Annotated in this window: 15 protein-coding genes; 6 read left to right on the top strand and 9 right to left on the bottom strand. The window is 45.9% G+C overall.

Annotation, left to right across the window (positions count from 1 at the left end; genetic code table 11):
- Positions 1-58 precede the first annotated feature (58 nt).
- The 6 genes from FN831_RS08980 (at position 59) to FN831_RS08955 (ending at position 5,868) form a co-directional block, all read left to right on the top strand.
- Positions 59-976, top strand: coding sequence for a glycosyltransferase family 2 protein (locus FN831_RS08980; protein WP_142528141.1), 918 nt, complete (start codon positions 59-61; stop codon positions 974-976).
- 124 nt (positions 977-1,100) lie between these two features.
- Positions 1,101-2,333 (top strand): glycoside hydrolase family 76 protein, encoded by a 1,233-nt coding sequence (locus tag FN831_RS08975; protein WP_246101435.1) that lies wholly within the window; start codon positions 1,101-1,103, stop codon positions 2,331-2,333.
- 132 nt (positions 2,334-2,465) lie between these two features.
- The gene (locus FN831_RS08970; RefSeq protein ID WP_142527888.1) at positions 2,466-2,729 is read left to right on the top strand and encodes a hypothetical protein; all 264 of its coding nucleotides are present in this window, start codon (positions 2,466-2,468) and stop codon (positions 2,727-2,729) included.
- Between the two features lie 108 nt (positions 2,730-2,837).
- On the top strand, positions 2,838-3,746 hold the full coding sequence (locus FN831_RS08965; protein WP_142527887.1) for an SDR family oxidoreductase: 909 nt from the start codon (positions 2,838-2,840) through the stop codon (positions 3,744-3,746).
- A 116-nt stretch (positions 3,747-3,862) separates the two neighbouring features.
- Positions 3,863-4,783, top strand: coding sequence for a helix-turn-helix domain-containing protein (locus FN831_RS08960; protein WP_142527886.1), 921 nt, complete (start codon positions 3,863-3,865; stop codon positions 4,781-4,783).
- A 188-nt stretch (positions 4,784-4,971) separates the two neighbouring features.
- Positions 4,972-5,868 carry a Nif3-like dinuclear metal center hexameric protein gene (locus FN831_RS08955; RefSeq protein ID WP_221931315.1) on the top strand — a complete coding sequence of 299 codons (897 nt, stop codon included), beginning with the start codon at positions 4,972-4,974 and terminating at the stop codon, positions 5,866-5,868.
- Positions 5,869-5,897: 29 nt separating this feature from the next.
- On the opposite strand, the gene FN831_RS08950 is transcribed toward FN831_RS08955, so the two are convergent.
- The 9 genes from FN831_RS08950 to FN831_RS08910 all read right to left on the bottom strand — a co-directional run bounded on the left by FN831_RS08950 (position 5,898) and on the right by FN831_RS08910 (position 20,098).
- Complete coding sequence (locus tag FN831_RS08950) at positions 5,898-8,123, bottom strand: GH92 family glycosyl hydrolase (RefSeq protein WP_142527885.1); 2,226 nt, start codon at positions 8,121-8,123, stop codon at positions 5,898-5,900.
- A 97-nt stretch (positions 8,124-8,220) separates the two neighbouring features.
- Positions 8,221-8,508 carry a hypothetical protein gene (locus tag FN831_RS08945; protein ID WP_142527884.1) on the bottom strand — a complete coding sequence of 96 codons (288 nt, stop codon included), beginning with the start codon at positions 8,506-8,508 and terminating at the stop codon, positions 8,221-8,223.
- Between the two features lie 47 nt (positions 8,509-8,555).
- Entirely contained in the window at positions 8,556-9,926 is a 1,371-nt protein-coding gene (locus tag FN831_RS08940) for a DUF3863 domain-containing protein (RefSeq protein ID WP_142527883.1), read from the bottom strand.
- Positions 9,927-10,000: 74 nt separating this feature from the next.
- Positions 10,001-11,701, bottom strand: a complete 1,701-nt coding sequence (locus tag FN831_RS08935; protein WP_185960436.1) for a RagB/SusD family nutrient uptake outer membrane protein — start codon at positions 11,699-11,701, stop codon at positions 10,001-10,003.
- Between the two features lie 11 nt (positions 11,702-11,712).
- A complete protein-coding gene (locus FN831_RS08930) occupies positions 11,713-15,120 on the bottom strand; it encodes a SusC/RagA family TonB-linked outer membrane protein (RefSeq protein WP_185960435.1) in 3,408 nt (1,135 codons plus the stop codon).
- 269 nt (positions 15,121-15,389) lie between these two features.
- Entirely contained in the window at positions 15,390-16,535 is a 1,146-nt protein-coding gene (locus tag FN831_RS08925; protein WP_142527880.1) for a FecR family protein, read from the bottom strand.
- Between the two features lie 80 nt (positions 16,536-16,615).
- A complete protein-coding gene (locus FN831_RS08920) occupies positions 16,616-17,194 on the bottom strand; it encodes an RNA polymerase sigma-70 factor (protein ID WP_142527879.1) in 579 nt (192 codons plus the stop codon).
- A 219-nt stretch (positions 17,195-17,413) separates the two neighbouring features.
- Complete coding sequence (locus FN831_RS08915; RefSeq protein ID WP_142527878.1) at positions 17,414-18,685, bottom strand: dipeptidase; 1,272 nt, start codon at positions 18,683-18,685, stop codon at positions 17,414-17,416.
- A gap of 45 nt (positions 18,686-18,730) precedes the next feature.
- Positions 18,731-20,098: a hypothetical protein gene (locus FN831_RS08910; protein ID WP_221931314.1), complete on the bottom strand. Its 1,368-nt coding sequence runs from the start codon at positions 20,096-20,098 to the stop codon at positions 18,731-18,733.
- Positions 20,099-20,154 lie beyond the last annotated feature (56 nt).

Raw genomic sequence — 20,154 nt, 5'->3', positions numbered from 1 at the left:
CATATCTTTGTGTGGTTGTGCCGTGCTATTGAACAACCTAACTATCAGCCCTTTTATCATGCCCCATACCGCGCCGATTATTCTGTTTGTATATAACCGCCTGGACCATACCCGGAAAACTTTGGAAGCGCTTCAGGAAAACTTACTTGCTGAAGAAAGTGATCTTTACATCTACGCCGATGCCGCGAAAAATCAGGATGCTGTAGATAGCGTGAGCCGGGTGCGGTCTTACTTGCTGTCGGTTAAAGGTTTCCGTAATATTTACATCAGGTTACGCGAAACAAACCTGGGCGTAGATCAGAATGTGATTGGTGGCGTGACAGAAGTGATCAATGAAAAAGGGCGGGCGATTGTGCTCGAAGATGATCTTGTGACCTCTCCCTTCTTCCTGAAGTACATGAACGAGGCTTTGGATTTTTATGAGAATGAAGAGCAGGTAATTTCTGTTCATGGTTACCGGTATCCGGTAGAAACTGAGTTAAAAGAGGTGTTTTTTTTGAAAGGTGCGGATTGCTGGGGATGGGCAACCTGGAAACGGGGATGGGACCTGATGGAACTTGATGGCCAAAAACTGCTGGACCGGTTTGCAGATGAGGAATTGAAAGCAGAGTTCAATTTTGATCAGTCTTACCCTTATATGGCCGCTTTGGAGCAGCAGGCGGCCGGCGACAATGATCAGTGGGATATTCGCTGGTACGCTGCCGCATTCTTGGCCGGAAAACTAACGCTTTATCCGGGAAAATCCATGGTCAGGAATATCGGGCACGATGCAAGTGGTACGCATTGCGCGGAAAGCAATATATTTGATGTAGAGCTGGCACAGTCAGCAGTCAATGTGGAAACGGAATTGATACCGGACCAGGAGGCTTACCTTGCCTTTGCGGGCTTCCTCAAAAAAATCTCAGATCCTGGTCTGCAGCGAAAAAGACGGTTCCCGCTGCTTTCTAAAATGATGCGGTCGCTGCGCAGCCGCTAAAATTTGTAATAATGCTTTGATTGCTTTTGAGCATAACGTTATTACTGATATAATTGAGAAAAATTTCTTACCTTTTATCAGCTTAAAAAAGCTGACCAAATATGATCATTAAATATTTAAAGGTATGAACAGAAAAAATACAAATTGGTATTGGCTAACCTACCCCTCTGGCCAATACATGACTGCTGCAAAAAAATTGCTGACCTGCACGGCACTGGGGGCTGTAGCCCTCACGATCAGCTGTAAAAAGGATAAGAGCGCTGATCTGAATGCGAGGCCGGAAATGGCGACGGAAAAATCAAATAGCGCCGTGACGGCAGCTCCTACAGTACCTAGTAAAAGTGAAGCCCTGGTAGCGATGCAAGTTTACAATAATCACTTTTATAATCAGTATGGTACTTACGGCAGTTCTTTCAAAGCATATTATTGGAAAGATGATAACCATACCGGGCGCATGGATTTTTGGACACAGCAGGAAGCTATTGAAACGCTGATCGACGCGTACAATATCAATCCTGGCACAGATCTGAAAAACAAGATTTCTTATCTGTACAACGGGGTAAGAGACGGCTACGGTTTGCTCTGGACGGACAATATTTACAACGACGATATTGTATGGGGATCACTGATGTGCATCAGGGCTTACAAGATCACTAACGACGGCGGAATGCTGGATATGGCAAAAAACAACTTCAACATGATGTGGAACCGTGCCTGGGATACGCAATCTCTGGGGGGCGGATTATGGTGGACCACAGATAACCAGACAAAAAACACTTGTGTAAATGCGCCGGCGGTCATATGCGCCATGTTATTGTATCAGGCCACCGGCGATACATCGTATAAAACCAAGGCCAAACTGATTATGGACTGGATGGTTTTAAAACTCTATGATGCCGGTTCAGGTGAAGTAAAGGGCGCCATTAACAAAGCAGGAACCATTACTGAAGGCGCACTTTCCTATACCCAGGGATCCTTTATTGGCGCCTGTGATTTGCTGCGCGCTGATTATCCTGCTGTAAATTATCTTGCAATGGGCTTAAAGGCCATGGATTATGCACGCAGCAGTATGTGCAACACTGCTGGCGGGATACTGAAGGATGAGAATGGCATACCTGATACACAGGGAATGAAAAGCATTTTTGCCCGATGGGCCTGCCTGTTTGTAAAAAATACAGGCACATCAGGGAATTATGGTGCATGGCTGGACGCAAATGCTGCCCAGGCCTGGTCGATCCGTAACTCACAGGGACTCATGTGGAACATATGGGGAACCCGCACACCCGATGATGTACGCAATGCTTTTGAGACTACATGTGGCGTGGCGATGATGAATGGCATTCACTACTATCGCTGACAGCATCCCTCTCAACCACCAAAATCACCATGAGGCAAATTACCTCCCATGGTGATTTTACGTTTTAGTGTATTTGGACTCTACCTATAACACCTATATTAGTATTACCGCTAACCTTTTAATTTAGATCTTATGAAATATTCAGTTGACCTCAAATCCCTAATGATTGGATTTTTTACCGCCACACTACTGTTTGCTGCTTTTAGTTTTAAACAAGATAATTCTGAAAATGTCGGAAGGTATCAGACTTCTGTTGGAACAAAAGGAATAATTATGATCGACACTAAAACAGGTGATTATATCATAAATACTGAAGCGTCGGATTATAAGTCCCGTAAGGGAAATTTCACCCATACACATAACCTGGCAGAGGCACTGAAAGATAAAAATCTCTAACCGGGTAAGACCAGACCGCATTACACCATTTAGCTACAACAACGCTCCTTATGGCTAAATTTCCCTGTTCAATCTTCCAGACTTTTGTACAAACAAATCAGCAAAAGTATGAAAGTTGTATTAACAGGTTCCCTCGGGAACATAGGAAAGTCGCTTGTTAAAGAATTAGCGGGAGAAGGACATCAGGTTACAGTCATCAGCAGTAATGACGCGAGAACAGCCGCGATTGAGGAACTGGGCGGCCGGGCCGCGATTGGTAAAATGCAGGATGAAGAATTTTTAACGGAAGTATTCAGCGGTGCAGATATCGTCTATTTAATGGAAACTATGGAAGCCGTTGGAGACATGTTTGACAAATCCGTGGATTTTATAGCTGCAATCACTGAAATCGGCGGGAATTATAAAAATGCCATTCAGCGAAGCGGTGTAAAAAATGTGATCCATCTCAGCAGCATAGGTGCTCATACCAATCATGGCACAGGGATCCTGGTTTTCCACTATAATGTTGAACAGGCATTGAGAAGCCTTCCGGAAGATGTAAATATCAAATTTATCCGGCCTGTAGGCTTTTACATTAATATGCTGTCGTTTATCGGGACTATCAAATCTAAAGGTCTGATTATATCTAACTATGGTGGCGACCAAAAAGAACCCTGGGCATCACCAAAGGATATCGCAGAATCGATCCTGGCAGCGATGAGGACACCATTTGAAGGCAGGACAGTGACCTATGTTGCCAGCGATGAATTTTCGCCGAATGAAGCAGCAAAGGAATTGGGAGCGGCTATCGGCAAACCAGACCTGAAGTGGTCTGTTGTACCAGACGGGCAATTGCTTGAAACATGGCTGGGTATCGGCTTTAATTCGCAAATTGCACATGGCTTTGTGGAAATGCAGCACAGCCAGGGTACAGGCGAATTGTATGAGGATTATTACCGTAACAAGCCTGAGCTGGGCAAAGTAAAGCTCGCGGATTTTGCGAAAGACTTTGCCGCTGCCTACAAAGAAGATGAATAGCCTCTTTATTGCCGGAGCCCGCAGGGCCTTTTTGAATTGCACAGGATTAAAGTAAGTATCAGGAAGCAATTTACCCCTGCTTCCTGATAATTTTTAAACGTTATTGACGATTTCAGATGAACAATATCACGAGAATTAAGACGATCAGTGAATGGCACCGTACACGTGATCTCCCCGCACCGGAACACCCGCTGATCAGCATAGTTGATTATGCAGCTGTTCACATGCTTCCTGAATTCCGTCAGCAGAGCTGGGTTTTTGATTTTTATTTTATTTCCCTGAAAAGAAATATGGGGGGCATGATCAGATACGGGCAGCAGGAATACGATTTTGATGAAGGTGTGATGTTCTTTATTGCACCGGGACAAGTGTTCAGCATCGAAAAAGATCCGGTTGAGCCCCCTGACAGGTCGGGCTGGATCATGTTGATCCATCCCGATTTCCTATGGAATTCAGCACTGTCAAAGTCTATCAAACAGTATGATTTTTTTGATTACTCTATCAATGAAGCCCTGTTTGTATCAAACAAGGAAGAAATCATGATGCAGGGGATCCTGGCAAATATCAGAAATGAATATCACGCTAATATTGATGCGTACAGCCAGAATATCATTGTTTCACAAATAGAAACCTTACTCAGTTATTCTGATCGTTTTTACAACAGGCAGTTTATTACGCGCAAAAAAGCCAACCACAAAGTGCTGGATACCATTGAAGAATTGCTGTCTGATTATTTTAGCAGTGCCGACCTGTTCACCAAGGGCTTACCTACCGTTAACCATCTGGCGGAGCAATTGAATATTTCGCCGAAATACATGAGCAGGTTACTGAAGGTACTGACCGGGCAAACCGCACAGCAGCATATTCATGAGAAACTGCTTGACAAAGCAAAAGAAAAGCTAACTGTCTCGGACTTGTCAGTAAGTGAGATTGCGTATGACCTTGGCTTTGAGCACCCGCAGTCGTTCAGCAAACTGTTTAAGACCAAAACCGGCCTTTCTCCGCTGGAATTCAGGCAGTCGTTCAGGAAGAACTGATTTTTTGGTTCACTGCAATCATTCTTTTTCTGCATCAAATGGGTAACATCTTGTAATTATTATGCTCCATTTATAGAGTTTTGCACTTATCCAGGTGCAATAACATGTGTATTTTGCACCTAAACAAGTGCAAAAACCTGATGATTTTGCACTAAATTAGGTGCAGAATCACCTATTTGAACTACAAAATGAAAAGACGTTATTTTCTCAGCAATACCTTCAAAGGAATCGGATCTTTTATGATGCTACAAACGCCTTTGATTGCGGGCGCAGCGCAACTCCTTGACAAAAGCAAAAAAACTTACACCGTGCAGGAGGTGATGCAGGTGATATTGAAGGATATCCCCGGTGCGCCTTTTAAGCAAACGGTGGATACACTAAAAAGCGGTAGCGAAAGTAATACCGTAACGGGCATAGTAACTACAATGTTTACAACGATAAAAGTTATCGAAGAGGCGGTGAAACTGAAAGCTAATTTTATCATTGCCCATGAGCCTACATTTTATAACCATTTAGATGATGTGAATACCACCACAGCAAACATTTTGGTGAAGAAAAAACAGGCCCTGCTGTTGAAACACGGAATAACTGTATGGCGGTTTCACGATTACTGGCATGCCTGCAAACCGGATGGTATACAATACGGATTTATGAAGAAGATGGACTGGCTGCCCTATTTTAAATCCCGTGAAGAACTGGTTATACTGCCAAAAGTCACCCTGCAGCGTTTGATTGATCAACTGAAAGAGAAGCTGGGAATTGAAAAAGTACGCTTTATTGGTGATCTCTCTCAGAGTCTGACGAGGGTAGCTGTAATGCCCGGCTCCTGGGGTGGAAAAAATCAAATGCAGATCCTTGAATCCTTAAACCCAGAAGTGATGATCGTTGGTGAGTTACAGGAATGGGAAACAGCCGAATACATCAGGGATGCACATTTAACCGGATCAACCACGGCCCTCATTGTACTTGGACATGCTGTGAGCGAGGAGCCTGGTATGGAATATCTTGTAGAATGGCTTAAACCCAGGTTACCGGGACTGCCTGTTACACATATTGCATCAGGCAATCCGTTTTCCTGGGTTTAATCTATAACGGCAGAGGCTGCCGTCATTCCTTATTTTGTAGTAATGGCGATATCTCCACCATGGAGAAACAAATCATGTGAAACAAAATACCCTGTATTGATTTTGCCATTGACGCGTATGGCGGTGATTCCTCTGCCCTTTCCGGGTTTGGTAATCGTTAAGGTTTTGCCGGTACTGGTTTTCCATTTCACTTCATCAAATAGCGGAGCAGTGACCAGGTATTCAGGATCTGTGGCAGAAAAGGTATAGAGTCCGAGGGCACTCATCACATACCAGGCAGACATTTCGCCCGCATCATCCATTCCGGCAAGGGCCAGTCCCTTATCCCCTATACCATAAAGGTTGTTTAAGATATTGTCTACAATTTTTTGTGTTTTCTCTGGCTTTCCAATAAAGGTATAGGCAAATGGTGCTTCATGGTCGGGCTGGTTACCATGGCAATATTGTCCGATAAAAGTTTCTACGTTCCTGGCAATATGTTTAGGGTTCCAGGGTAGCGTAAACAACGAATCCAGTTTAGACTCAAATCCCGCCGGTCCGCCATATAATTTGATCAGTCCTTTCATGTCATGCGGTGCAAAAAATGACACCTGCCAGGCGTTCGCTTCGCGGTACATATATTCATAATAGGGTTGCTGCGGATCAAAGGGCTTGATCCAGTCTCCGTTTTCCAGCCTCCCGCGCATAAAGCGCGTACCGGGGTCAAACATATTTTTGTAATTGCCGGAGCGTGCCATCAGGATCCTGTAATTGGCCGTATCGCCCAGTTTTTTGGCCAGTTGTGCGAGTGAATAATCGTCATAAGAATATTCAAGTGTTTTGGAGACACCGGCACTGGCTTTGGTTTCTACTTCAGGATGAGCGATATCCGGATCTGAGATATATCCCTTTTTGATGTACTCCTCAAGGTGCGGACGTGCTCCCGGAGAGACATTGGCATTTCTCAGCAGAATGGCGTACGTACCTTTGATATCAAAATCGTTAATCCCGCGGAGGTAAGCACCGGCGATAGATGAGGCCCCATGGTCGCCATGGAAAAAGGTAGGGATAAAACCAGTTTTGTCGCCCACGTCTTTCATCGATTTGATCACATCAAGTGCAACTTTGGGAGAGATCAATCCTAAAAGGACATCTTTATTACGGTAAGTATCCCAGAGCGAGGGCTCTGTATAATAATTGAAATCAGCCGACTTTGCGGGTTTCATCCTGATATCGGTGTATTCGCCATTTACATCACTGCGCAATGCGGGCCAAAGCAAAGAGCGGTATAGGCAGGAATACAAAAGCTCTTTTTGCTTAGGCGTGCCGCCTTTCAGCTGAATTTTTGAAAGCACCTGCTCCCAGGTTTGGGTAGCTTCATTATGGATCTGCTCAAAGGATTTAGTTCCAATCTCCTTTTCAAGGTTTTCTTTCGCATTTTGAGCACTGACAAAGGAAATCCCTATTTTCACTTCTACCGGGCCCTTTGTTCCGTCTGCCAGTTTGATCCTTGCATAACCTCCGGCTTTGCCCTCATCGGTTTTCTCAAGGCTTTTGATTTCCGTATTCAGCAGCGCATAAAAATAGATGTGCTCACCGGTTTTCTGGCTTCCCTGTAATTCGTTTTTTCCCGACTGGCTGATTTCCCATTCAGCAATCCTGTTGTTGGCACGGCCAAGGTCAAATATAATCTGTCTGCCTGAAGGACTGGCAAATTCATAGCGGTGGAATCCGCAGCGGAGCGTTGAAGTGAGGCTCACCTTCACTTTGTAGTTGTCCAGGTAAACCTGGTAAAAGCCGGGCGAAGACTGTTCCCTGGCATGAGAAAATTTAGAACCAAAATCCCTGGGATTGCGGCCCTGGCCTTCAATGCTATTATTTGATGCGGCTATGGCGGCTTTGGCTTCGCTGATCCCTGCTTCCGAAACGGGCATCAGGGGGATATTGCAGAGGTTCCAGTGCCCCTTATTGGTATGCGTAAAACCATAGATGATATCATCTTCATACTCATATCCTGCACCTGAACCATATTCCGTCATGGGGCTGAGCTGTACCATCGCATTGGGCATTGAGCTTCCGGGAAAGGTGAGGCCTGCCCAGGAACGCCAGTCTTTGGGCAGTTCATAACCCAGTATTTTTGGATCGGTCAGTGGGTAGCTGCCGATCAGGGTATTGACGTACTTTCCATAGCTGCCAGCTTGCTGTGCACGCAGGGAAATCACGGTACTAAAGGTGAATGTAATAAGAAGTAAGGAACTTTTAAGTATACTTTTCATGAATCAGTGCTTATATGTGGTCTGGTAAATATAGCACATATAACCATTGACTACAAATTTTTACCACTGGTATAAATTGCAGCGATCCGGGCGAAATTTAAAGGAACAAACGCAGCAATTGTGCCCACTCTTCGTCCGGGGAAATTTCCGGCCTTTTTTGCTGTGCCCTCTTGTACCAATAGTCTGCATTCCAGATATCGCCTTCCTTGCGGTGCAGGTAGGCATGGATATGTGCAGATGCGAGGTCATTCAAATGATCAACCTGATGATGTGCCTGCTGCCAGTCCCCTTTTTTGTCATACCATAATGCTTTTAAATGCACAGACAGATCATCATCTGGCCTGTCATTTCTCAAAGATGCTGTAAACTCCTCTAAACTTTTCATGTCACTCTAAGATAAGCTATAAAAGTGTTTTAAGGAAATGTTCCTGGTCAGTAACCAGGAACATTCGTAATCAAATTGCTGCAGCGTTTGGCGATTACAGCCCGGGATTTACCAGAAAGTGAATCGATGGAAACAGGTTTGTCCTGCGGGCGGGATTGTTTTTGATTGATTTCCCCCAGGAGGCTCCATTTGCGGGTCATTTGTGTAGGCTCTGAAGCCTTTACATCATACCGGGTAAAATCAATTACTTTTGCAGGCGTATTTTTCTGCCAGTCTCTGAGCAGAGCCAGCCTGAAATCTTTGTTCATGTACCAGCTGATCTCATTGTTCGCATCCGAGCCTCCTATGCCCGAACCACGTTCTACAAAGCGATAATTGAAGCTGTTGCTTTTGTATTGTGCGCGCCAGATGAGTCCAAACTCGCCCTGGTTGATCATCTTCACCTCCGGCCAGCGCTCCCTGATGGCAAGGAGCCAGTTTTTTAATAAAGAGGGATCATAAGGCAGTGAAAGTTCCCAGCAGTTGGTGACCCAGCCAAATCCGTTGAGTTCAAAACCTTTATCATAATGAATAGCTGTGCTATGCATCATTTCCCGGAGGCCTTTTTCATTGCCATACCTGCCTAAGGTCTCTATTGGCCCAACACCCATACGGCTGTTAAATCCGCCGGCAAAGCCCTGTCTCCTGGCAGCAAGGAAATCTACTGTCCAGCCATCCAGGTTTACACAGTCGATAAAGTCACTTTTGTTTTGCGCAGGTTTACAGAAATGTTCTTTTGAGGGATAAAAGGGATATACCACCGCCCCGTCGCCGTCCTGATTATCGATACTGAACTGGCTCCAGATATTGCCCTGGCAAACATGTATATCCTCTTTTTCGGCGAGGTATTGCTGGTTTTTGGCCGACATAAATCCCGCAACAATGCTCTGCGGCCGGTACCCTTTGCCTACAATTTTGGTGATCAGCTGCAATGCATCATGGAGATCTTTATTGACCTGTTCCGTGGTATTGTAGGCATTGGCGAAGTAGGCGCCCGGAATAAAAGTAATCTCATCGCCATACTGATAATGGTAGCCAACAATAAGTTTCCTGATCTCTCTGTATGCTGCGCTTGTATCGTTCAATGCCAGCCAGCTAAACGACCAGGTCATTTTACCGCCGGGAAAACCTTCCGCTACAGCATTTCTGAAGGCAATAACCCTTGCGGGCGTATGCAGTGCGCGCTCGTCTTCACCAACATTACGCGCTCTGGAGACTTCGATCTGGTTAACGCGGATGACGGTATTGAAGGTAAGGAAACGGTTGCCCATTAAAGTGAGCGCTTTACTGGTTGTGTTAGGCTGTGCCTGCAGGCTCAGTGTGAACAGAGACATGCTGGTAATAAGTGACAGGCAAGGGAATAAAAGTCTTAATTTCATCGCATCAATAGGATAAGTATCTTAATATATGTTTTTTAATACCGGGCCGGCCAGGGCCGACCCGGCAGATAGCCTTACCAGCCCGGGTTTTGTTCAAGCGTATGCCCACTAGCCTGGTAGAAAGCAACTTCTTTAGTTGGTAAAGGTTGAAGGTAATCTTTCGCCGGATCAAACTTTCTGCTTCTCTCTGCAATCAGGAAACCGTTTGCATCCACCTTTCCGGCATAGCTCGGATCATTGTAAGGCGCCCTTGTAGCCCAGCTCGTTCCGCTGATCTTAATACCTTTTACATCCTGCGGTAATTCCGTTTCGGCGGTTTTCCATCTCCGGATATCATCATAACGGAAACCTTCCAGGGTAAGTTCCACTGTACGTTCGCGCCTGATCTCAGTGCGCATGTCCAGATTATTTGCGCCCACGAAACCATTGGTAATATGAGGCATGGCCACCCTGTCACGCAGTTTGTTGACCGATATATTCAGGTCGTTATCGGAGATTGACCCGTTCTTTTCAAATATAGCCTCAGCGTAGATCAGCAGCACTTCTGCATAGCGAATCAGGTGCCTGTCATAATCAAAGAGGCTGTTATCGCCTTCGCGTCCCGAATTGTTGGCCACCGGGTCTTCCGACATATATTTGTACAGGATATAGCCTGTATTAAAGTTACGCTGAGGTGCATCAGGCCAGTTAGCCACTTTGCTGACCGGGAAAAAGACCCTGTTCGTTAATGTTCCGGGGATGATCATGGTCTGCGTCATTCGCGGATCGCGGTCCTGGAATTCGGAGGTAAAGGTTGCATAACCCTGAAAAACGCTGCCCGGGGAGCTGATCGGCAAGCCGTTTTTATCGAGATACATATCTACCATTTTACGGGTGGGGTTATAGCCATCCTGATCATACATATACGGAGCATCATGCCCTAAGATATTCCTGGCGTATCTTCTGTCGAGTATTGATTCTTTGGAATCATCCCCTGCCTCAAGGAATAAGTAGCGATAGCTTTGCGCTCCGCTGCCCGTATACAGACTGTAAGTGCCGCTGTTGATTATCGCCAGTGATGCAGTAACAGCAGCATCAAGATATTTCGCGGCATCAGCCCCGCTTCTTGATTTTTGCCAGGTACCTTCAAACAGTGCCACCCGTGCTGCCAGCGCAAGCGCGGCGCCCCGGGTGATCCTGCCTATATCAGGCGATGACAGGTCGGCTTGCACAGGCAGGTCATTCTTGGCTTCATCAAGATCTTTCAATATCAGATCAGCCGTTTGGGTGCGGGTCGACCTTGCTGCAAACAGGTCCGGATCATCACTGCTGAGCACCCTGGTAATCAGCGGCACCCCGCCGTAGATGCGCAATAATTTCCAGTAATACCAGGCCCTGAAGAATTTTGCTTCCGCCACATACTTTTTAATATCAGCATCAGTCATTCCGGCACCTTTTTCTAAAATATTATTGGCCGACCGGATATTGCTATAACTGGATGTCCAGGTAGACGAAGTCTCAGAAGGCTGCAGGTTGCCATTGCTCACAGGGTCCGGGGTATTGAATGCAATGTCGGATTCTGTATCCTCTTCGCCAAACCGGTCCAGTCCGCTGTACAGATTATTGGCGGCAAGTTTAAAATCTGCACCGGTTTTCCAGAATGTTGCGTCTGTGATGGTGTCCTTTGATACCAGGTTCAGGTCCTTTTTACATCCTGTCCAAACCATCGCCGACAGGCATATCAGGGCAAGGGCGGCTGGTTTTAATATATTTCTGTGTGAATATTTTCTTTTCATGATTAAGGTCATTAAAATTTAACACTGAGGCCCATCGAATAAACTTTGTTGAAAGGATAGGTCCCTTCGTTGCGGTAACCGTCTTCGGGATCAAAGTTTCCGCCCAGTGTTCCTTTGGATATGGTAAACAGGTCCTGTCCGCTCAAATAGATGCGGGCAGATTTCATCCTGATCGCCCTGGCGACTGCATCGGGTAAATTGTATCCGAGGGTGATGACCTTGAATCTTAAATAAGCTACGCTTTGAATGGTTTTGGTAGAAGAACGGTAATCATAACTGGAAACATCATCATACCCTAAATTCCCCGGGAGGTACCGCGGGAACTCAGCATCCGGGCGGTCCGGGCTGTATGTCTTGCCGGAAAAATAAGCCAGCGAGGGCCAGTAGAAAGTATTTGGTGTCCTGATGTTTCCTTCATAGATCACGTCCCTTTTGCCTACCCCCTGCAAGAAAACCTGCAGGTCAAATTGCTTATAGCCCATGGTAATATTTGACGAAAAGGTGTAGCGCGGATTAACGTTGCCCAGGTAAACCATATCCCCGGCAAGCCCTTTGGATTTATCTCCAAAGGCAGTTAACTTACCATCCCCATCAACATCCTTATACATGACATCCCCGATTGAAATTCGCGCAGGAACACCCTGTAACTGTTTATAGGCATTGAGCTGGTCCTGGGTTTTGATGATACCATCATATACATATCCAAAATAAGAGTAGATCGCATACCCCTGGCGGTATTGATTTAAACCCTCCTGATAGTTGTCCGTGTTCTTCAACTCCACCAGTTTATTTCTGCTGTCGCTTACCTGCAGGGAAACGCTGTACCTGAAATTATTGATCTGGTCTTTCCAGATCATGGAAGTTTCAAAGCCTTTTGTAACCAGCTTGCCCTGGTTGGTGGATGGTGGGGTTGCACCGAAAGTTGCGGGAACGGCCACGTTGACCAGCATGTCGTTATTGATCTTATTGTAGTAATCGAATGAAAAACTGAGCCTTGACCGCAGTATGGCGAGGTCTATACCAATATTTTTGTTGATGATCGTTTCCCAGGTGCGGTCTGCGGAGGCAGGATTGGCATTTACACCGGTAAGCCCGGCATTTGGAGAACCAATTGGGTAAACGACAATATTTCCATTGCCGTCCTTTACCTGATTGATCAGGGGAATATAGTCATAGAGGCCCAGTGCACCTATTTCCTGGTTACCCATTCTGCCATAAGATACCCTGAGCTTAACCAGGTCAAAGATCTTCATTGATTTGATGAAACTTTCTTCGGATAAATTGTAGGCCAGCGCCGCCGATGGAAATACTGCGCTCCAGCGTTTTTCAGGTGCGAACTTGGAGCTGCCGTCTGCACGTGCGGTAAGGTCTACGATCAGCTTGTTCTGAAAGGAATAACTGAAGCGTCCAAAGTATGATCCCAGTGCCTGATCATTCAAATTGCCTGTAAAATCTGCGTATTCTACCTTGGTGCGGTCGGCCAGGTTCAGGGTAAACAATTCATTATTCGGGAAATTATACCCTGTTGTGCTTTGGAATTCGTAATTGGTTTGTTCCAGTGAAGCGCCTCCTGTGAAGTTGATATGGTGTTTTGCTCCAAACTGTTTATTGTAGTCCAGATAAATCTGGTAAAGCTTGTTGAGCGTTTTGCCGTTATCGTATATAGCTGAGTTAGGCGTATTTCTGATGTCCTGTACGCCGCCGGCATAGTTATACCGGGTTAAGGTAGGATGAATTTCTTTATCATTATTATAGTCTATTCTAACAGCAGCCTGCCCTGTCAGTTTAAGTCCGGGAATAACCGTATAGTCGACCTTGAAATTGGTACCGAAACGGGAGAAATTACTGTTTCTTGAGCCTCCCTCCTCTAAGTACTGTGCAGGATTTTCATATCCCTGATAGCCATAAAATTGTCCCAGAGGATTATATACTGGCTGATATGGAAATTGCCTGGTTACATTTGTTAAGGCACTGCCCAGCAATGTAGGCGTCACTGTGGCCGTGTTATCAAAGTTTGTGCGCGTTTCAATCGCGAGCTTACTGCTCAGTCGAAAATCATAGTTGAGGCGCAGGTTATATCCATCAGACTTGTTCTCGCCAAATTTTAAAATGCCATTATCCCTCTTGTACCCTACTGATACCAGGTAATTGTTGGTCTCAGTACCACCGGAAATAGCAACATTATGGATCTGCTGCGAGGAGCTTTTGTAGATTGCCTTATTCCAGTCGGTATAACCATAAAATCCAGGGTAATTGGTGACACCATAGTTCCATCCCTGGCCCAGGTCGGGCGCAGCATTCGCCCTGATTTTCTCAAACACTTCCGGCGCGAAACCAGGAAGTCCTACATTCCTTAATCCTTCGTCGGCAAATTCCGCATACTGCAGGGTGTTCATGATCTTCCTCAGGTAGGTTGGTGTTTTGATGCCGACATTGCTGGTATAGGTAACTTCCGGCGGGCCTTTTTTGCCGCGTTTTGTGGTCACGATGATGACCCCATCCCCTGCTCTCGCTCCATATATGGCCGCCGCTGCATCTTTCAGTACCGTTACTTCTGCAATATCATTGGTATTAATGGTGTTGATATTGCCGGGAACGCCGTCAATCAGTATCAGTGGAGAATTACCATTGATGGATGAATTGCCACGGACCTTGAGGTCGAAGTTGCCCCCTCCGGGTTGTCCGCTCGCTTTGGTGATCGTTAAGCCCGGTATGGTTCCCTGCAGGGCGTCGAAACTATTCGTAACAGGCCTGTTCTCAAAGACTTCGGCCTTAACCGTAGAAATTGCCCCGGTGATTGCACCTTTTGCTCTCGTACCGTAACCTACCACCACTACTTCGTCCAGCTTCGTATCCGTCTTCAGCAGTTTCACCTCAATGCTGGTCTGGCTGCCCGCTGTTACTTTCTGGGGCTCGTATCCGATATATGAAAATACCAGTACAGATGCTGGTCCGGGTATATTAATCGTGAACGATCCCTGTGCATCTGTAAAAGTGCCGATGCCAGTACCTTCAACATTAACGGTGACACCTTTTAAACCCTCGCCTGTGGCGGAATCTTTGACAGATCCGCTGACCTTTTGGACGCGGGTGTCCCTGGGAAGGCCTCTCAGTGGTTTCCGTTCGGCTTTTTCAAGGATTAGAATCGTCTTGTTTCTGATGATGTAATCAAAAGGCTGCCCGCTAAAGCAAAGTTCAAGTACTTTTGTCAAATCCATATTCCTGGCCTCCACCGTAATCGGCCTGGATTCTTTAAGTGTGCTGTTGTTGTAGAGAAAGTCGAAATCTGTTTGCTTTCTGATTTGTGCAATTACATCAGTTACAGTCGCCTTGTCAGCGATAACCGTGATTTTTTGGGCATAGGTTTTTGCCTCTAGCTGCAAAATGGCAATAAGCAATAACAAAAAGGTTAGTTTCATTTTGAGGAAAAAATTGGAATATACACAGGAGTCCCTCCTGAAAAGTAATTCAGTAATTTTTTTATACATTTGGTTGTTAGGTTTAATGAAAATCTATTGGTTAGCTTTAATTATTTACCTGACGTACAGCATACGCTGTGGAACCATGGGCGCTCCAACGCCTGTGGTTTTTTACCGGTAAGTTTGTGGGGTAAGTCTAATTCCTGCCCATAGTGCCTCCTCTTTTTAGGTTAATTTATATTTGGTTGATAGCTTCAGTTGTTGAAGGATTAATCCCTTACAATTACTTTCCTGGCTTCCATTTTAAAATGGATTTTGCCGACCTGCTCCAGGTTATGCAGGATCTCCGACAGGTTTGAGGCCCTCGAAAAGGTACCGCCGAACTTGTCTTCCCTGTTCAGGTTATCGTATACCACATCCACGTCATACCAGCGGCTCATGATCTTCATCACACTTTTTATACTTTGGTTATCAAAAATGAAATAGCCGTTTTTCCAGGAAATAAAGTCCTCGGCGTTGACAGCCTTGATACTGATTTGAGGCTGATCCTTAAATACTTTAGCCTGCTGTCCCGGTTTTAATACCTCAGATTTTCCTGAGCTGAGGTTTTTGATCTGCACACTGCCTGCAAGCAGGGTTGTGCTGATTCCCGCATCATCGTCATACGCTTTGACATTGAAATGAGTGCCCAGTACCCTGATCTCCTGATTGTTTGTTTGTACAATAAATGGTTTCGATTTTTCGTGTGCTACTTCAAAATAGGCCTCTCCGGTTACAGCGACTTTCCTTTCTGCACCGCTAAATGCCACGGGATAGGTAATCGATGATGCAGCATTCAGCCATACCTTTGTGCCATCAGCTAGCGTAAGATTATACTGGCCTCCCCTGGGCGTGCTCATGGTGTTATAAATATCATCTTGCGTACGTCCAGCGCCATTTTGATGGTCGTACACCACCTCACCATCTGCTGTTTTCACAATGTTAACCGCCCCCTGTACCGCCAGCTGGCCATTTCGTGCATTTGTCAGCAGGATGCGTTTGCCACCGGCAAGGCTGAGCACGGCTTTATTGCCCCCGGGTGTGAAATCGATTTTTGCAGGCGCGTTTATTTTTGCCTGATCTGCTTTTTGCGGAATACTGGTCCTGCTGAAATAATATGTAAGCAGGGAGAAGAACAGGAATAAGGATATTGCTGCCGTCAGGCGCGGCCAAAGTTGCCTTCTGATCACTGGCTTTTTAACCTGCTGTATAGATTGCCATACTTCAAGTTTGGACGCTTCAATTTCCTCATGACTCAAAGGCCTGGCTTCGGGATGCCAGCCCGCATACCAGTTTTCCAGCAAGGCCATTTCTTCCTCACTGATTGTACCCTCCTTATTTTTTTGAAGAAGCTCCTGAAGTTTTGTATGATGCATAGCCTGGTATATGTCTTATAATAATATAGACAGGAGGCTCAGGCTCATGGGGGTAAAAAAAATGTTATTTCTGAAAAATATTATTTGTAGAAAATAATAAACAGATAGAAAAGAATGCCCAGTCTGGCCTTCAAAATTTTCAATGCATTCTTTACATGGCTCCTGACAGTCTGCTCGCTCAGGTTTAACTGAGCGCCGATATCTTTGTAACTCAGGTTAGCTTTCCTGCTCATCATAAATACCTCGCGCATTTTTGGCGGCAGTAAAGCGACTTCACGTTCAATAATGGCAGCCAGCTGCCTTTCGCGGAGGCGATGATCTGTTAAAGATTCTACAGAGCTGTCTAATGGCGGCAGTGTGGAAAGGTATTTTTCCTGCACCTGCTTATGGGCGATGACGTTAAGAACGCGGTTACGCACCCAGGTATAAAGGTAATTTGAAAAATTAGTTTTAGGTTCAAGAACCCGGCGCGTAGACCAGAGATAGGTGAACAGCTCCTGTATCAGGTCTTTAGCTTCATCCTGGTCATGCAGCCTGTGATAGGCATGCAGATAAAGGACACCAAAATAACGCTCATAAATTTCTGCGAATGCAGATTCATTGTCTGATTTTACTAAATCCAACAATTCCAGATCACTCAGACAATTATAAGCAGTCATTATTCATTTATTAGTTGTCAGGCAATATGAAATAAATTATTTGGCAACCAAAGCTAATGATTATTCTACATTGCTGATAACCTTGATGAAATTAATGTAAAGAATAAATGACAGCCTGCATAAATGATATAAGGACCAGATGACTGGCGGATGAACTGTATGCCTGTGCATTCAGTTCATCCGCTGAGATCTGAGAGCGGAATCAATGGGATCCTGAATTCAGGCTTTGTTCTCCGTTACCTGGCGTATTACACGCAGCCAGTTTAAGCCAAGGATCTTTTTGATCCGTGTATCACTATAGCCGAGCTTTTGCATCGCTATTGTAATTTGGGGGTAATCACTGATGTCTTTCATTTCATGTGGCAGTTCAGGTCCACCATCCAGATCGGCACCCAATGCAATGTGATCCTCGCCTACCAGTTTCACCCCATAGTCGATCACTTTAGCCAGCTGATCAATGTGCATCCAGTATTCATCGGGTATAGTCCCCCTGAAATTCAGCGGCACTTCAGTCGCCAGCTGTTTGTCGACCTCTTCTATCGTCTGTGTATTCGGTTTTGGCACTAAAGAAGCCGGCTTTGTACCTTTTGGCACAGTAACCTTCGGAGCCGGCGAGGGATTTTGCCAGGCATAGTATTTCGGATTATTGAACAGGCTTCCGAACTGAATCCCAATCACACCACCTTTTGCAGCAATCGCTTTTGCGGCTTCGTCGCTGATACAACGGGGGTGATTTACGATATTGAAAAAACCTCCGTGGCTGTAGATCACAGGATCTTTACTTGCTTCAGTGGCTTGCAGGATCGCATCATTGGAGGCATGCGCAACATTGATCACCATGCCGAGCGTGTTCATTTCGGAGATAATCTGTTTGCCGAGATCATTGATCCCGCCCCAGTAACTGATATCATTACAAGCATCTATGAACGCGTTCGTTGTATTGTGGGCAGTCAGCTGCATACACCTCAATCCCAGTTGATGCATTGCACGGAGCAGATTAAGATCACCATCAAGGTCAAATCCGCCTTCCAGATCAAGGAAAGCGGCAATTTTGCCTTTTTTGTTGATGCGGACGATGTCTGTGGCCGTAAGTGCCAGCTCAATCACGGCATTGTTTTTTTTGATCTGGTCCAGGGCAAGATTGATCACCCTGAATGTATTTTTGGTCTCGAACCTTCCGGGATAGTACACGTCGGGCGTATAAACCGAAAAGAACATGGCATCCATACCGCCTTCTTTGGCGCGCGGGAGATCAACGCTCCCATCCGTATAACGCTGCCCGATATCCGTTTTCATCAGCAATTCGCGGGTCATCACATGGATATGTCCGTCCATCACAAATGAATTTCGGTGTATTGCCGGCATCGGTTTATCTTCAGCAAAAGGGAAACTATATCTGGCAAGAGGGGCGGCGGAAAGGGTTTGTACAGGGAACAATTTTCCTGCTATAGGCAATATGGTTAGGCTCTTAATTAGGTCTCTGCGGTTCATTATATTATTTGGTTCATTAATTGATCAGTTCAGTTGAAGTGTGGGCTAGGTATCGAAGCCCCTTATATACGGTGTGTTTGGCGGGCGCTGCCCTTTGCTGAATTGTGCTCCTCGCGTTGGGCGGTAGCTAATGTTCATAAAAGGTGTTTTGATGCGGCGCCCCACAGGAGAATACTTGCCATTCTCCCAGTTCGACTCCATATTGTAAGATACAATTCCTGTCGACAACAATAACCGCTCTGCGTTAAACGGTTCCTTTTTGGTTACCATCATTTCGGTAATCCAGTGCGGTTGGGCATTAGAGGCATGATATTGCGCAAAAGGGCCGGGCCAGCCAAGAATGGAGACCAGCGCAGGTTGATCCTGCTTTTCGATTTCGGCCGCGTAAGTCCAGGCTGCACTCTTAGCCGAGATTACTGCTGCCACCGTTCCATCATTATACTCGATGATACAGACGTTTGGACGTTCCATCTCCTGAAAGTGGCCTGGCGTAAACTCAAATTTCTTCCTGACAGATTCAAGCAGTTTGGCGGCCCATGCGGTACGTTCCACCCAGGCCCAGGTTTCCGGCCCGCGGATACACTGCACTGATTTTACACCCGTTTCCCCTCCTTTGCGGCGTTCCACAAAAGCCTGGAGCAGGTCTACACAATGGAAAAGTGCGCCTTCATCGGCAGTATCTCCTACCAGGATTGAAGCCCTGATTGGGGTATCGTTAGCGAGTTCTATTTCTGGCGTGCGGTAAAATACGGGTATGGACGAACCACCGGTTAAGGGAAAATTGAGCTCCCGTGATTTATCGAACATCCATTTGGCTTCGTCCCAGTTGTAAGAAAGGTGTTTATCGTTAAAGATGGGCACCGAACGTTTGCTTTGCTCGAACACCCGGATTACCTGCTGGTAAATCCACCAGCGCGGCAACATCCACTGTCCTTTGAGATTGGTAGGATATTCTCCGTGTTCGGCAACGATGACAACGCCATCCACGGCGAGTTCTTTGCCACCAAGGGTGACAGCTTCGCCTACGGTTTTGAAGATTGGAATATTTTTGGTTTTAGCTACTTTCTGCCCCAGTCCGCTTTCAGGAAGCTGATGGATGTAAATAGCGACAACCTCTACCCGCGAGGGGGTATGTGCTCCCTCCCACCAGTAACCGTCCAGCAGTTTGGTAATGATCCAGTCGGCATGCGACCTCGGAGCACCCCAGTAGCTGACAAGGCATGCGATGCGGGGACGTACTGCTGCAGTTTGTGCAAAGGTTTTTGACCCAAGACCGGTTAAGAGCGTAAGACCGGCGACGCCTGTCAGTCCAAGCATGTCGCGCCTGCTGATGACTGGGTTTGATTGTATGATCTGATCGGCTGAAACAGGATCTGCAGCCCTGCTTTTAAGTTTGGTTGGTTGTTTAGGCATTATATTTAGGCTTGATTGAGCATGATGAAATACTTGCTTGTATATTCACAGGAATA

The organism is Pedobacter westerhofensis (assembly GCF_900182595.1).
Taxonomy (GTDB): Bacteria; Bacteroidota; Bacteroidia; order Sphingobacteriales; family Sphingobacteriaceae; genus Pedobacter; species Pedobacter westerhofensis.
Note: the sequence above shows the minus strand (reverse complement) of the source record. Positions and strands in the feature narration are given on the sequence as shown.